This is a genomic window from Streptomyces caelestis (assembly GCF_014205255.1).
Taxonomy (GTDB): domain Bacteria; phylum Actinomycetota; class Actinomycetes; order Streptomycetales; family Streptomycetaceae; genus Streptomyces; species Streptomyces caelestis.
This window is the reverse complement of the sequence record NZ_JACHNE010000001.1, coordinates 7,955,519-7,969,807: the sequence shown is the minus strand read 5'-3', so window position 1 is coordinate 7,969,807 and position 14,289 is coordinate 7,955,519. Positions and strand designations below refer to the sequence as shown.

Below are 14,289 nucleotides of genomic sequence, written 5' to 3'. Positions count from 1 at the left end.
CGAAGACCGCACCCCGGAGGGTGATCGGTCGGTGTATCACTGGAGTGAAGGGGGGAAACCGGCCAAGGGAGGACGAGAAGGGGTTCGTTTAGAGGCCGAACGCCTTGGCGAACGCCTCCAGTTCACGCGGGATGTCGGGCCCGCCCGGTGTGTAGCAGAAGCGGCTTGCACCCGCCTCCTCAAGAGCGTCCAGACCGGCCCGGACCTCGGCGGGCTGGCCGCTGAGCGTGCCGTCCCGTACGACGTTGCCGGTGAGGAACTGCCGGTCGAGCTCTGTGAGCGAGATCAGATGACCTCGATGCGTCGCGACCAGCCGCTCCTCTTCGGGGAGGGCGTTGATCCTCGCGGTGAACCCCGTCTCCTCGGCGGATCCGGCGAGAGGGCCGTACGGTCCCATGTGCAGCGCCAGGGCGGCCGTCGGTCCCACGCGCTCGAGCACCGCCGGATCGTCGTACGTCTCGCCGGGCTCGAGAACCGTTCCGTAGTAACTGAGGCCGCAGGTGCCCTGGAACGGGACTTTTTCGTTCCCGTGGGTGGGGTTCGTGATCACTCCGTCGGCGACTCTCGATGCGACTCCGAACCCCTTCGGTCCGTGCGCGGCCACCCAGATCGGGATGTCGACGGGCAGCGAGATGCCGGACTCCTTGGAGTGGAGCAGTGACATCTTGCGCCCGTCCAGCTCGATCTGCTCACCGGCGAGCAGGGCTCGCAGGTTGGTGACGTACGCCTCCACGCTCGCCCACGTCGCGCCGCGCCCACCCAGCAGGGCGGCACTGCTGAATCCGGCGCCCACCGCGACGGTCACCCGGCCAGGGGCGAGCTGCGTGAGCGTCGCCGCACTGCTCGCGATATCGGCCACGTGGCGGAAGCGGGGTACGACCACCGCGACACCCAGCCCGATCCGGCTGGTGCGCTCACTCGCCAGGGCGAGCATCATCCACGGGTCGGCGTAGATCGCCGGTGAGTAGTGGCACCACGCGCTGACGTAGCCGAGTTCCTCGGCGATACGGATGTGCTCAGGGGTGGCGATGCTGGTGGAGAGGGTGCATGCGAGTTCCATGGCCATGACTACTCGCCCTCCGTCGCCGAGCCGGTCGCGTCCTTCGCGCCGATGAGCACGGCCATCAGCGTCGCGGGCTTGTCACTCTTGTTGCGCCAGGCGTGCCGTGTGCCGTGCTGGACGACGACGTCTCCGGCGGACAGACGCACCTCCCCCTCGTCCAGGGCCAGCCAGAGCTCACCGTCGAGTACGACGTCGTAGTCGACGGTGGGCGTGGTGTGCATGCCCGGGTTGTCCGGCTCGAACAGCTCCGCTATGCCAGGGCTGTTGCGCGCGGCTTCAGCGGCGGCCGCTTTCGGATCGAAGCCGGGGTCGGCGTAGACCGCGTCGGGCGGGATGGTGAGGACGATGAAGCTGGTACCGCCCGGTTCCGGCAGAAGGGTTCGCGTGGTGACCGTCGGGTCGCTGCCCGAATGAGCGGTTGTGGGGACGGCCGGCGTGTACCAGACCAGGGTCTGTTCGAAGCCCGGAGTCTCGACGGCGACCGTCGCTCTGGGTGGTTCGCCGTCATCGATGACGCGGCTGAGGCCCTCGGAATTGGCTACGAGGACTCGGCGGATCTTCATGACCTACCTCCATTGGTGGGTACGGATCGCCGTGGACGTAAGGGGTGCGGATCGTATTCCGCTGTCCCTGGTGCCGAACCTGCGGTAAGGGCTGGCTGCCAGGAATCGAAGGGGGTGGCGTCACCCTGAGATGGTGAGATGAGATGCACCCGCGAGAAGGCGACTGTGCAGGCGATGTGAGTGATGATGCATACCGGGTTAATCGTTTGTCAACGATGGTGAAATTCTTTTTTCTACTGACCCGGTTTCATCGGGACGGGCAGGCAGGAACAACGTCTCCTGCGTTGCCTCGATGGGCTTTTCAAACAAGCGCCGGGTAACTGCCGCCGTCGAGATGAATGTTCTGGCCGGACATGAAACCGGCCAAAGGGCTGCAGAGGAACGCGCACATGGCGCCGAACTCGCGCGGGTCACCCAGCCGCCCGGCGGCGATGGACCGGACCTGACGCGCACGTGCCTCGTCGTAGGTGATGCCGTCGCGCACCGTGGCGACTTCGGCCATGTACCGTTGACGTTCCGTGTCGAAGCGTTCCGGCAGCAGGTTGTTGATGGTGACGTTGAACCGCGCCACGTCGAGCGACAGCCCCTTTACGGCCGCGGTCAGGGCGGCGCGGGCCGCAGAAGAAACGGCCATCGTCGGCCGGGGAGTCGTGACCATCGCCGATGTGATGTTGACGATTCTGCCGAAGCGGCGATTACACATGCCGTCGACGACCAGATTGATCAGCTCGACGTGGGCCAGCAGGTTCGCGTTCAGGCCGCGTTCCCATTCCGCACGGCCCGACTTCTGGAACGGCCCCGGTGGCGGACCACCGTTGTTCGTGACCAGGATGTCGGGCGTGGGACAGGCTTCCAGCAGCCGTTCACGGGTCTCCGCGAGGGCGATGTCGCCTTGTACCACCCGGATTTCACCCCTGCCGTCGCCGACGGAGCGTAGTTCCCCGACGGCGCGTTCGAGCGTTTCCCGGCCGCGCCCGTTGATCACCACGTGCACGCCCTCGGCGTGCAGGGCCTTCGCGCAGGCGAGACCCAGGCCGCTGGACGATGCACCGGTGATCGCCCAGCGGCCGGCGAGTTCAAGATCCATGTGTGCTCCTTGGCCGGTGCTGCCTCAGGTCTGCGCGGCAGCCCATGATTCGAGGCACGACCGGCGGGTCCTTTCGATATGTGTGTGCAGCAACAGGACGGCCTTGTCGGCGTCTCGGGCCACTACCGCCTCGGCGATCGCCGCATGCTCGCCGGCGACGTCTCGTCGTTTGCCCCGCTGCAGTTTGGCCATCTGCCGGATGATCTCGGACTGGTCGTAGAGCTGCGTACGAAAGGCCAGCAGCCTGGGAGAGTCGCACGCCGCGGCGCAGGCCTCGTGGAAGGCCCGGTGCGCGCTCGTCCACAATGCGTTCGCCTCCGGGTCCTCGTCGAGAGCGGCGTTCGGCGTCGCCGACAGCTGATGATGAGCCGCTACCACCCCCGACTCCCACTCGATCCCGCCCCTTTCGATCGACCTGCGCACCGCGATCGATTCGACTTCCGTGCGCACGAAGGCGACGTCGTTGATCTCGGCATCGGTGAAATTCGGGACGGAGAATCCCTTGTTGGGCTCCAGAACCACCAGTCCCTGTTCCGAGAGGCGGGTGAGCGCCTCTCGCGCGACCGTCACACTCACCCCCAGTTCGGTGCTCAATTTACTCAGCTTGAACCGGTGGCCGACAGGAAAGGACCCGCGGAGCAGATTGCGCCTGATCTCCAGATACAGCGTGTGGTGGCGGGTCTCTGCACCATCGGTACGGGCCACTAGTGATCTCCTGAGACGCTCGAAATTTCTCGTCGGGTGACATAGAGATCGTCCAACTCCGCAGAGGGTTGGCCGCCGCGAATGGGCGTGCAAGCCTCGGGAAACTCCTGGACGATCTCGATCCCCATGCTATCGACGGCGTCGAGGAAGCCCGGCAGTTGGTCCATGGCACCGGTCGGCAGGTCATGGACCACCAGGACGTGCCACTCGCTCTCGGGCAGGCGCTGCAGTGCGCGGTCCGCCCATCCCTCAGGCATCTTCGAGTCCCGCACGAACAGGCTCCACAGCACCATCGTGTAACCACCCGACGTCAGCACGTCGGCGGCCGTCCGGCTCAGCAGGTGAGGGCCGACCGAACCGTGTCCCGTCGGCCGGAAGTACCGTGCCGGTGCGCTGAGTTCCCCGAGTGCGGCCTGCGCATCGGTGATCTCCGCCGCTTCCCGACGGGGGTCCTCAAGGAGCCCGAGGGGTTCGCCGTGGGTCATGGTGTGATTGCCCAGCCAGTGCCCCTCAGCGCGAGTCCGCTCGGCCAGTTCACGGCCGGCGGCGGAAGCGAGCTTCTCGCCGATCACGAAGAACGTCGCCTTGAGCCCGCGGTCCGCGAGTGTGTCGAGCACCTGCTCCGTGATGCCGGGCGTGGGCCCGTTGTCGAATGTCAGGGTCAGCTTCGCCATGTGCCCCGCCGCCTAACGTGCCGGGTAGTGCGTGACGGAGTGCGTCTCCGGGCGCCAGTCGTTGTTCGTCCGGTGGTCGCCCGACAGCCAGCGGGCCAACTCGCCGTGCGCGTCCGCCGTCCGCTTCTCCTTGATTTCCGCGACGTTCGGGGGGTCGACGGCGATCTCGAGCTCCAGGCCGTCAGGCGCGGTCACGTAGAGCGACAGCACATAGCCGTGGTCCTGGATGAGATGCGGGTAGTCCTCGGCCAGCAGACGCTGGTGAATGGCCTCCTGCGTCTCCACGTCCGCATTCAGGGCGATGTGGTTGTAGCGATTGGTGACGCCCAGCAGGAACTCCTGGTCGTGCGGCTCGGACATCTGGAAGAAGGCCAGCGCGCTTCCGTCGTCGAGTTCGTAGAAGGTGTGGCAGAACGTCATGCCCGGGGTGGTCACCGATTCCTCGCACCACGTGGCGGTGAGAGGCAGACCGATCAGATCCTCGATGAAGTGACGGTTCACTTCCTGATCAGCCACGGGTGTAGCCGCGTGGTGCAGGCGGTCGATGCCAGTCGCTCCGGCGGGGCGGGGGGAGGTCAGTGAGCCGTTCATACTCGGGTCTCCTGGTTCTGGAGGCGTCGACGCCTTCCGCGGCCGCCCGGGTGGACCGATGTCTTCACGCCCAGGTCAACGCCACTGCGAGCAGGTTCCTTCGCCTCTGCGTTCACCTCGAGATTACGCGGGCGGTATCGTTTGTCAACAGAAGAATCGAATCTTTCCCTTCTACTCGATTTCATGCATGCTGGGTCGGCGGCGGACGATCGGTGCGCTGTCCGAGCTCGTACATCGCGAGGGAGAGGACCCGACAGTGGAACTACGCTGGTTGACCTCGTTCGTGGCGGTCGCGGAGGATCTGCACTTCGGGCGGGCAGCGGAACGGCTCCATCTGGCCCCGTCCGCCCTGAGCGCCCAGATCAGGGCGCTCGAATCGCACCTAGGGGTGCGCCTGGTCGATCGCGGCCGACGCTCCCGCCCGAGACTGACCGGCGCGGGAGAGCTCTTCCTCGTGGAGGCGGGACTCACGCTGGCGCAGGTCGCGCGAGCGCAGGCCGTGGGCCGCAGAGCCGGGCGCGGAGAGGTGGGGCGGGCAGAGATCGCCTACGTTGCCTCCGCGGCCTTCTCCGGCGTTCTGACCCAGGTGCTCTCCGCCTGCGCCGACGACGGCAAGGACCTGACCGTAGGCGTGCGGGAGCTGGAGACACCAGCGCAGCTGGAAGCGCTGGCATCGGGAACCATTGATGTGGGTTTCCTGCGCTGGCGACCCACGTACCCGCCGGACCTGACGGCGATCTGCCTCCTGGCGGAGGAGGTGGTCCTCGCGCTCCCGGAAGGGCATCGGCTCGCCCGTCTCCAGGCCGTGCCGGCGTCCGAGCTCGGAGCGGAGACCTTTGTGGTCCCGCACTTCGACGAGCAGCACGATTTCCGCGACCACATCCGCCGGCTGGCGGAGCTCGGCGGTTTCTCTCCTCGGCTCGCTCCGCCGGTGAAGGACTTCATCGCGGCGTTGACCCTGGTCTCTGGTGGCCTCGGTGTGGCGCTGCCACCGGCCTCCCTGCGCTGCGTGCACCTGCCCGGCGTCGTCTACCGGCCTCTCGCCGACGCGCGGCTGATCACGCGCCTGGTCGGGGTCCATCGGCGGCAGGACACCTCGCCGGCCGTGCGCCGACTCATCCGTCTGCTGTCGGCGGCCGCCGACGGGAAGGCCGCTGCATGAACCCTCCGAAGCCGGTCACCGGTCGCTCGTCCGCCGTGGCGTGCGAGCTGTTTCCGTGACGCTCATGCAGGAGCTTGCAAGGCGGTGGTGACCCGCCCCGCAGACCAAGACCCACCCTTCCTGCGTTCCCACTCCTCCAACCATCACTGTTCCAGAATCCGGGAGATCATCGCCATGGCCTTCTCACTGGCAACCCTGCGCGTCGCGGGGAGCCCTACGCCGGCCCTCTCCATCAACGGCCGCTCCTGGGCGCTGGCCGACGTCGTTCCGGAAGTCCTGCAGCCGGACCCCTCGCGCGGCCTGATGAACGTCTTCGATCACTGGGAGCGGACCGAACCACTGCTGGTCGACGCCGCCGGCCGCCTCGCCGCTGGCGTGGACACCACGCGGCCGCTGCCGGCGCCCGCCACGCTCGAAGACGTCCTCACCCCGCTTCAGTATCCCCGGAAGGTGGTTCTGACGGGCGCCAACTACTACGAGCACATGCGGGGCGACGCCGGACACTCCGACTGGGAGAAGGAGACGAAGGTGCCTCTCTTCTTCCTCAAACCGCCCACCACCACCCTGGTGGGCCCGGGCAGGACAGTGCGCTACCCGGAACAGTCCGAGAAGTTGGACTACGAGATCGAACTGGCGCTCGTCATCGGCAAGAAGGCACGCCACCTGACGCCAGAGAACGCCATGGAGTGCGTGGCAGGGTACGCCGTGGCGATCGACCTCTCGGCGCGCGACTGGCAGCGCCACCCCAAGCACGTGGCGAAGTTCGATCTCTTCGGGGGTAAGGCGTTCGACGACAGTTGCCCGCTCGGCCCGGGAATCGTGCCGGCGCGGTTCGTCCAACACGACGACCTCCGGCTCCGGTTCTGGCTGAACGGCGAACTGAAGCAGGACGCGAGCACCAAGGACATGATCTGGTCCATCCCCGAGCAGCTCGTCGGCATCACCGAGCATCTGACCCTGGAGCCAGGAGACATCGTCTCCACCGGCACCCCCGCCGGAGTCGGTCTCGCCACCGGCGAGTGGATGAAGCCCGGAGACCTCATGGAAGGCGAGATCACCGGCCTGGGCCGGCTGTCGGTCGAGATCGTCAAAAGCCACGACTGAGCACCCACCTACTGCCCTCCCGGCTTCGGGCAGGAACCGGCGTGGCCCTGAGAACCGGAGTCACACATCAATCCCCATGCAGCGGTCCGGTTCGAAGCGCTCCCGCAGGCAGCCCTCAACTAGTGGAGAACTCGATGAGTGTGCGCAACCTCAACCATTTCAACAGATGTGAAAGCGTCTATGCGGCAGACAGCAGCGCGATCACGCATTTCGGCTGCCGGACCGGCGATCCCTGGAGCCTGAACCAGGCGACCGAGCGGCCGCGGACGCAGGGAGCCGCCGCATGAGCGCCCATGCTTCAGCTTTCTCCGGCGCTGCGACGCCGGGCCACCATGACCTTCCCGACGTCTCCGGCCTGGTGGTCGGCGTGCTCGGTGGCACCGGGCCGCAGGGCAAGGGACTGGGTTACCGGCTCGGCCTGGCCGGCCACCAGGTAGTGATCGGCTCCCGCAGCGCGGAGCGGGCACAGGCCGCCGCAACCGAGTTGGGCATACGGGGCATGCGCGGAGCCGATAATGCCGGGGCGGCACGCGAAAGCGACATCGTGATCGTCGCGGTGCCCTGGGAAGGCCACGGTGATCTGCTGGAGTCGCTGCGCGCCGAACTCGTCGGCAAGATCGTCGTCGACTGCGTGAACCCGCTGGGGTTCGACAAACAGGGCGCCTACGCGATCCGGCCGCAGGAGGGTAGCGCGGCCCAGCAGGCGGCACTTCTGCTGCCGGACTCCCGAGTGACGGCCGCCTTCCACCACCTCTCCGCTGTCCTGCTGATGGACCCGGAGACAGAGCGGATCGACACCGACGTGATGGTGCTGGGCGACGACCGGGAGGCCACCGGCATCGTCCAGGCGCTGGCCGGGCGCATCCCCGGCATGCGTGGCATCTACGCGGGACGGCTGCGCAACGCCCACCAGGTGGAGTCACTCGTGGCCAACCTGATCTCCGTCAACCGCCGCTACAAAGCCCACGCCGGACTGCGCATCACCGATGTCTGAGGGACGTCTGGCGGCGGGCCCGGTGTGACTCGCCCGCCGGGCTTCGGCAGCGGCCATCCGATGTGGATCACCGTTGGTCAGAGATTCGGGTGCGGAGTGGGCTGATGCCCGCCGAGGGGCGCATGAGTACATGAGGAAGAGAGATGCTCGAAGATGACGACTTCCGCAACCACCGGGACCGGCCCGACCGAGAACTCCATGCGTCGCGCCCTCAAGCGCGCACGTGACGGTGTGGCGCTGGACGTTACCGAAGCGGCGGTGCTGCTCCAGGCGCGGGGCGAGGCCCTGGAGGACCTCGCCGCCTCCGCCGCCCGGGTGCGGGACGCCGGTCTGGAGGCGGCCGGCCGCCCCGGCGTCATCACGTACTCGAAGAGTGTCTTCCTCCCGCTCACCCGGCTGTGCCGGGACAAGTGCCACTACTGCACGTTCGTGACGGTCCCGGGCAAGCTGCGCCGAGCCGGGCACGGGATGTTCATGTCGCCCGACGAGGTCCTCGACGTGGCCCGTCGTGGCGCCGCCCTCGGCTGCAAGGAAGCCCTGATCACTCTCGGCGACAAGCCCGAGGAGCGCTGGCCGGAGGCGCGCGAGTGGCTGGACGCGCACGGGTACGACGACACGATCGCGTACGTCCGGGCGATCTCCATCCGGATCCTGGAGGAGACGGGTCTGCTACCGCACCTCAACCCCGGGGTCATGAGCTGGACGGATCTGCGGCGTCTGAAGCCGGTCGCTCCGAGCATGGGCATGATGCTGGAGACCACGGCGAGGCGGCTGTGGTCGGAGCCCGGGGGCCCGCACCACCGTTCCCCGGACAAGGAGCCGGCAGTGCGTCTGCGGGTGCTCGAGGATGCCGGCCGTTCCTCGGTCCCGTTCACCTCCGGGATCCTGATAGGGATCGGGGAGACGTACGAGGATCGCGCCGAGTCGCTCTTCGCGCTGCGGAAGGTCTCGCGGGCGTACCACGGCGTCCAGGAGCTGATCATCCAGAACTTCCGCGCCAAGCCGGACACCGCGATGCGCCGCATGCCGGACGCGGAACTGGACGAGCTGGTCGCCACGGTGGCCGTCGCCCGGCACCTCATGGGTCCCGTCGGCTGCGTCCAGGCCCCGCCGAATCTCGTCGACAGCGAGTACGAGCGGCTGATCGCCGCCGGGATCGACGACTGGGGCGGGGTGTCCCCTCTCACGGTCGACCATGTGAACCCCGAGCGCCCCTGGCCCCGGATCGAGGAACTGGCGGCGAGGTCCGCGGCAGCCGGCTTCGAACTGCGTGAACGGCTCTGCGTGTACCCGGAGTTCATACGGCGTGGAGAGCCGTGGCTGGATGTGCGGCTGCTGCCACACATCCAGGCGCTGGCGGACCCGCAGACAGGCCTGGCGCGTGAGGACGCGGTGGTCGAGGGGCACCCTTGGCAGGAGTCGGAGGAGGTCTTCGTCAACCGGGGGCGCACGGACCTGCACCTCACCATCGACACCGATGGCCGCACGGGCGACCGTCGCGGCGACTTCGACGCCGTCTACGGCGACTGGGCGGCGCTGCGCTTGGCGGCTGCCCCGGGGATGGCGCCGGAGCGCATCGACACCGACGTACGGGGAGCCCTCGCGAGGGCGGCGAACGATCCGACGAGGCTGAGGGACGACGAGGCTCTGGCCCTGCTGCACGCGGACGGCCCGGCACTGGACGCGCTCACCCGTATCGCGGACGATGTCCGCAAGGAGGCGGTCGGCGACTGCGTCACCTACATCGTGACCCGCAACATCAACTTCACCAATGTCTGCTACACCGGCTGCCGGTTCTGCGCGTTCGCGCAGCGCCGTACGGACGCCGACGCGTACACACTCTCGCTGGAACAGGTCGCCGACCGCGCACAGCAGGCGTGGGACGTCGGTGCGATTGAGGTGTGCATGCAGGGCGGCATCCATCCGGACTTGCCCGGTACGGCGTACTTCGACATCGCGAAGGCGGTCAAAGAGCGGGTGCCGGGCATGCACGTGCACGCCTTCTCGCCCATGGAAGTGGTCAACGGTGCCACGCGGACCGGCATGCCGGTCCGCGAGTGGCTGACGGCGGCCAAGGAGGCGGGACTGGACACGATGCCGGGTACGGCGGCCGAGATCCTCGACGATGATGTCCGCTGGATCCTGACCAAGGGCAAGCTGCCGACGGAAACCTGGGTCGAGGTCATCACAACCGCGCACGAACTGGGCATCCGCTCGTCGTCGACGATGATGTACGGGCACGTCGACCAGCCGCGCCACTGGCTGAGTCACCTGCGTGCCCTGGCCCGGATCCAGCAGCAGACGGGCGGCTTCACCGAGTTCGTCACCCTCCCCTTCATCCACACCAACGCCCCCGTGTACCTGGCGGGCATCGCACGCCCCGGCCCCTCCCTGCGGGACAACCGGGCAGTGACCGCGATGGCTCGTCTCCTGCTCCACCCCCACATCCCGAACATACAGACCAGCTGGGTGAAGCTGGGCACGGAGGGCGCGGTGGAGATGCTGCGTTCCGGTGCCAACGACCTGGGCGGCACGCTGATGGAGGAAACCATCTCGCGTATGGCGGGCTCGTCCTACGGCTCGTACAAATCCGTAAAGGACCTGATCGCGGTGGCCGAGGCGGCGGGCCGGCCGGCGAAGCCACGCACGACGGTCTACGGCGAAGTACCGGAGGAACGGCAGCGCGTGGCGGCAGCCTGGGACGGGCGTCTGCCGGAGCTGCTGCCCGTGCTCGGCCAAGGAAGGGGAGGAAGACAGTGACACCCGGAGACTGGACGGTGGTGGTGCCGGTCAAGCCGTTCTCACAAGGAAAGTCACGTCTCGCACCCGACGTCGCCGTACACAAATCCGCATTGGCGCGCTGTTTCTACCTGGACACGCTTCACGCGGTGCTCAGCACCGCAGCAGTGTCCCGCGTGATCGTCGTGACAGGCGATGCGGACGCGGCCGCACTCGCGTCCGCCAGGCAGGCGACAGTCGTACCTGACGATGCTGCGGGCCTCAACCAGGCTGTGGCACAAGGGTTCGCCACCGCCCGGTCGCTCGACGCCGACTGCGCGGTGGCAGTCGTCACTGCGGACCTGCCGTGCCTGAAGACAGTCGAGTTCAGCCAAGTGCTGTCCGCGTCACATGACCACAGGCGGGCTTTCCTCGCCGACCACACACGGTGCGGCACAACTGTCCTCACAGCCGGGCGTGGGCAGGACCTCCGTCCCGCATTCGAGGGGCGGTCAAGGTGGTGCCATCTGGGCCAGGGGACAGTCGAATTGCATCTGCGGGGGGTGCCCAGCGCGAGACTCGATGTGGACACCGTTCAGGATTTGCGGGCTGCGGCAGCCCTGGGCGTCGGTCCATGTACCGCCCGACTGTTGGAAGGCATCAGCGGTTGGCGGCCGGCGCAGGCGGTCAGCCGCGGCGGTGCCGGCGGATGATGTGGCGGGCCCGGGTGGCGCCGCACCGGCTCCCGCGTGCCGACCTGGGCGCAGGGCATCTGTCCAGCATGTAGGCCCGCCTCAGGTTGGCGACGGGCTCCGGCAACGGGGACGGTGGGTCTCCCAACCGGACGGTGACGGTGGGCTGCGTGCTTCACATAGGCCAGGTCCGGAATGGCCACCTTCTGGCGAACGTACTCCGGCTCCTGCACCCCCTTGACCGGATCATCTGCCATCGCCCCTTTGTCGTATGCGTCCCGCAGGATCTCCTTGAGGGTGCGCAGTATGTTGACCTGATTTCCCCGGCCGACGCCGTCGGCCTCCAACTCGTCCAGGAAACGCTCCACCACAATGGGAGTTACGGATATCAGCTTCCGTGAACCCAGGCGCGGAACGATATGGACGTTGATGGAGCTGTTGACGTGCTCGCCCGTTGAGTATTCGGTCATCCGGCGTTGCCGGGGCCGCCACTGCTTCGCGTATTCCGCGACCGTCTTCTGTCCCAGCTCCCGGCGCGCTTCCGCGACAGACGGCGCCGTGCGCTTTTTCTCCGTGTAGATCTGCGTGAGGCGTTCGATCGCGTCGTCCTGCGTGTCGAAGCCGCCCCCCTCTAGTTGCTTCCCCGAACCGTTGCGGAAACGGATCGTGTACGGGTGCGGGCACCAGGTCGGCCTGGCACAGCCGCAGCCCTTGAAGAACGAACGCATACCGCGAGCGAGCTGACAAGGCACGTGGCGAACCTTCCGAGCGGCACCCAGGCATCTGCGCCAAGGTCCCCGCTACGGCGGTCACCAGGTCAGCAAGCCAGAACGCCTCCGCGCCCCATGCTGACCGTTTGCTGACCCGAGCGGCTCGATCATGCCTCTGACCTGTACAAATGCCCAGATGCTAGATCTTGGACTTGAACAAAGTACGCAGCACTTTGGACTCCTGGAAGACGGCTCCCTGCCTGCTTTGTGCAGGTCAAGGGCAGTCTCGACTGTACACCGGGACACGCCGGTCGAGGAAGGTGAGGAACATCGCTCCGCTCGGGCGAGACGGCTTCACGCCTGGGCTTTCGCGCCGCACCGGCGCCTGTTCAGGCAATCCCCCGGGAAAGCCCGGCGACTCGGGGGTGCTGACCGGATGCTGACTTACCTGATGAGCCATCAAAGATGCGGGAGACCGCTCTGCACACGGACGACGTGCCTCCACGCACCGACCTGTCGGGCACCGGCATCGCTCTGGTTCGTGGAACACGGTCCCTTTGGCCCTCGGCCGGTCGGCGCTCGACCGCCCCGGAAGCCGGCTCGCTGCCTGCCGCCCGCCCAAGGCCCGGCAGCGTGGAACTCACGAGCGAGGCGGGGCCAAGGCGCCGACACCGGCCCGCCCGGGCCAAAGTCCAGGTCACGCGCCCCTGCGCACTTGTGTGCGCCGCTCCTCCCTTCCGTACGGTCCAGCCGATGGCGAACCGCCCTCGCACACCGTGAAGGAGAGCTGTTGAAGCCGACCGAGGAAGTGCTCCAGGACCTGACCCGGCCCTCGAACGTCTCCGTCCACTCCGACGACGCACTCGTCGGGAAGGTGAAGGCCGCCATCGCGGCGGACGACGAGAAGCGCAAGGAGAATGAGGACGAGCCGCTCCGCCGGAAGCCCGCCCTCGTCCCGATCCTGCCGACGGAGCTGCCCCGGCAGTTCAAAGTGACCCTCTGGGACGTGCTCCACACCCTCGCCCGGGCCACTGCCCTGTCGTGGCGTGGTGCGGGCCGGGGGCTGGCGGAGCACTGGGGCGCACTCAAGTACGCCCAGGCCCTGGCCGGCGGTCGTGACTCCTTCCTCGGCCTCACCGACGAAGGCCACCGCATCGCGGACCACTACAAGTCGCTGCAGTCCGGCGAGCTCGGCATCGGCTTCGCGCTCACGCTCACCGAGCACATGCTGCGCAGCCGTTTTCCCGACCATTCGGTGACGATCGTCCCCGCCGACACGGCGTTACGCGCGGGCTGGGCCCTCACCAGCAGGGACAAGGGCGAGAAGGTGAAGTACCGCTATCGTCCCCAGTACTTCGCCGAGGTCTGGCGGCCGGGCGAGCCGTCCCTTGGCATCCCCGTCGCCTGCAAGGGCAACCACAGCGACTCCGCCACCTCCGCCGAGCAACTGGCCTCCGCCTCGGCCCACGCCGAAGCGGTCCACATCGGCGCGTGGAACGAGACCCCCAGCCTGCTGTTCAGCACGCAGCTCCCGACGGACGGCGGCACGATGACCGTCCACGCCCTCCAGGCACCGGGCAGTGGTGGGCGGCTGTCCCCGACAGAAGGGCGGGAAGTGAACCGGAACGCCCCGCCGTTCCAGGCGAACGTGATGCCGGACATCCACCCGCCGGCCGAGGACCTGGTGGCACCGGAGCCCGTACGGGGCTGCCACGTGCAGCCGAAGGACTACGCCTGGTTCCAGGAGTCCCTGGCCCACACCACCGCGGCGAGCCTCATGGCTTTCACCGGCTCCGGCCACGCCACGGCCCGCCACCTGACCGACCGGCAGGGCCGCAAACGCTTCACCGGCCTCGAACACGCGGCCAGCATGAGCATCCAGGACGCCGTCCACACCCTCCTCGGCAACGAGTACGTCGGCACCGACCACGTCTTCCGCCTCAACGGCCCCCGCGTCGAGGCGTTCTCCGGCGTGGACGAGGAGGTCTTCCGACTCCTCGCCAGGGGCGACATCGAGGAGTACCGCGCCCTCGTCCACGCGAGCCGCCACGTCCGCCCCCGCCTCACCTTCGACAAGGACTGGGGCGGTCCGGTCTCCGTCCACGCCGACGGCTCTGTCTTCGCCCTGCGGCTGTTGCCGGGACAGGGCAAGGAGCCTCGCCCGGGCTCGGGCCGGTGACCCGCCCCTGAGGACAAGTTCTGTCCGGACGACCTCTGGACGGACAG

Annotated in this window: 14 protein-coding genes; 7 read left to right on the top strand and 7 right to left on the bottom strand. The window is 67.8% G+C overall.

Annotated features, from left to right (window positions below; genetic code table 11):
- Positions 1 to 88: 88 nt before the first annotated feature.
- The 6 genes from HDA41_RS36065 to HDA41_RS36040 all read right to left on the bottom strand — a co-directional run bounded on the left by HDA41_RS36065 (position 89) and on the right by HDA41_RS36040 (position 4,608).
- On the bottom strand, positions 89 to 1,066 hold the full coding sequence (locus tag HDA41_RS36065) for an LLM class flavin-dependent oxidoreductase (protein WP_230299506.1): 978 nt from the start codon (positions 1,064 to 1,066) through the stop codon (positions 89 to 91).
- A 2-nt stretch (positions 1,067 to 1,068) separates the two neighbouring features.
- Positions 1,069 to 1,626 (bottom strand): cupin domain-containing protein, encoded by a 558-nt coding sequence (locus HDA41_RS36060; protein ID WP_184991552.1) that lies wholly within the window; start codon positions 1,624 to 1,626, stop codon positions 1,069 to 1,071.
- A gap of 301 nt (positions 1,627 to 1,927) precedes the next feature.
- Positions 1,928 to 2,713: an SDR family oxidoreductase gene (locus HDA41_RS36055; protein WP_184991550.1), complete on the bottom strand. Its 786-nt coding sequence runs from the start codon at positions 2,711 to 2,713 to the stop codon at positions 1,928 to 1,930.
- A 24-nt stretch (positions 2,714 to 2,737) separates the two neighbouring features.
- Positions 2,738 to 3,418, bottom strand: coding sequence for a GntR family transcriptional regulator (locus HDA41_RS36050; protein ID WP_184991548.1), 681 nt, complete (start codon positions 3,416 to 3,418; stop codon positions 2,738 to 2,740).
- Positions 3,418 to 4,092: a polysaccharide deacetylase family protein gene (locus tag HDA41_RS36045; RefSeq protein WP_184991546.1), complete on the bottom strand. Its 675-nt coding sequence runs from the start codon at positions 4,090 to 4,092 to the stop codon at positions 3,418 to 3,420. Before HDA41_RS36045 ends, HDA41_RS36050 begins: the two co-directional genes overlap by 1 nt.
- Before the next feature lie 12 nt (positions 4,093 to 4,104).
- On the bottom strand, positions 4,105 to 4,608 hold the full coding sequence (locus HDA41_RS36040) for a VOC family protein (protein ID WP_230299507.1): 504 nt from the start codon (positions 4,606 to 4,608) through the stop codon (positions 4,105 to 4,107).
- A gap of 331 nt (positions 4,609 to 4,939) precedes the next feature.
- Between HDA41_RS36040 and HDA41_RS36035 the strand changes: the two genes are divergently transcribed.
- From HDA41_RS36035 to cofC, 6 genes are all read left to right on the top strand, one after another.
- The gene (locus HDA41_RS36035) at positions 4,940 to 5,845 is read left to right on the top strand and encodes a LysR substrate-binding domain-containing protein (RefSeq protein ID WP_184991541.1); all 906 of its coding nucleotides are present in this window, start codon (positions 4,940 to 4,942) and stop codon (positions 5,843 to 5,845) included.
- A gap of 174 nt (positions 5,846 to 6,019) precedes the next feature.
- Positions 6,020 to 6,949, top strand: a complete 930-nt coding sequence (locus HDA41_RS36030; RefSeq protein ID WP_184991539.1) for a fumarylacetoacetate hydrolase family protein — start codon at positions 6,020 to 6,022, stop codon at positions 6,947 to 6,949.
- A gap of 134 nt (positions 6,950 to 7,083) precedes the next feature.
- Positions 7,084 to 7,236: a hypothetical protein gene (locus HDA41_RS36025; RefSeq protein WP_184991537.1), complete on the top strand. Its 153-nt coding sequence runs from the start codon at positions 7,084 to 7,086 to the stop codon at positions 7,234 to 7,236.
- Complete coding sequence (npdG, locus tag HDA41_RS36020; protein ID WP_184991535.1) at positions 7,233 to 7,943, top strand: NADPH-dependent F420 reductase; 711 nt, start codon at positions 7,233 to 7,235, stop codon at positions 7,941 to 7,943. The genes HDA41_RS36025 and npdG overlap by 4 nt, the downstream gene beginning before the upstream one ends.
- Positions 7,944 to 8,096: 153 nt before the next feature.
- Positions 8,097 to 10,703: a bifunctional FO biosynthesis protein CofGH gene (locus tag HDA41_RS36015; protein ID WP_184991533.1), complete on the top strand. Its 2,607-nt coding sequence runs from the start codon at positions 8,097 to 8,099 to the stop codon at positions 10,701 to 10,703.
- Complete coding sequence (cofC, locus tag HDA41_RS36010) at positions 10,700 to 11,374, top strand: 2-phospho-L-lactate guanylyltransferase (protein WP_184991531.1); 675 nt, start codon at positions 10,700 to 10,702, stop codon at positions 11,372 to 11,374. Before HDA41_RS36015 ends, cofC begins: the two co-directional genes overlap by 4 nt.
- On the opposite strand, the gene HDA41_RS36005 is transcribed toward cofC, so the two are convergent.
- Complete coding sequence (locus HDA41_RS36005) at positions 11,257 to 12,081, bottom strand: tyrosine-type recombinase/integrase (RefSeq protein ID WP_230299508.1); 825 nt, start codon at positions 12,079 to 12,081, stop codon at positions 11,257 to 11,259. The genes cofC and HDA41_RS36005 overlap by 118 nt on opposite strands.
- Positions 12,082 to 12,853: 772 nt before the next feature.
- Between HDA41_RS36005 and HDA41_RS36000 the strand changes: the two genes are divergently transcribed.
- Positions 12,854 to 14,242, top strand: a complete 1,389-nt coding sequence (locus HDA41_RS36000) for a hypothetical protein (protein WP_184991529.1) — start codon at positions 12,854 to 12,856, stop codon at positions 14,240 to 14,242.
- The last annotated feature ends 47 nt before the right edge of the window (positions 14,243 to 14,289 follow it).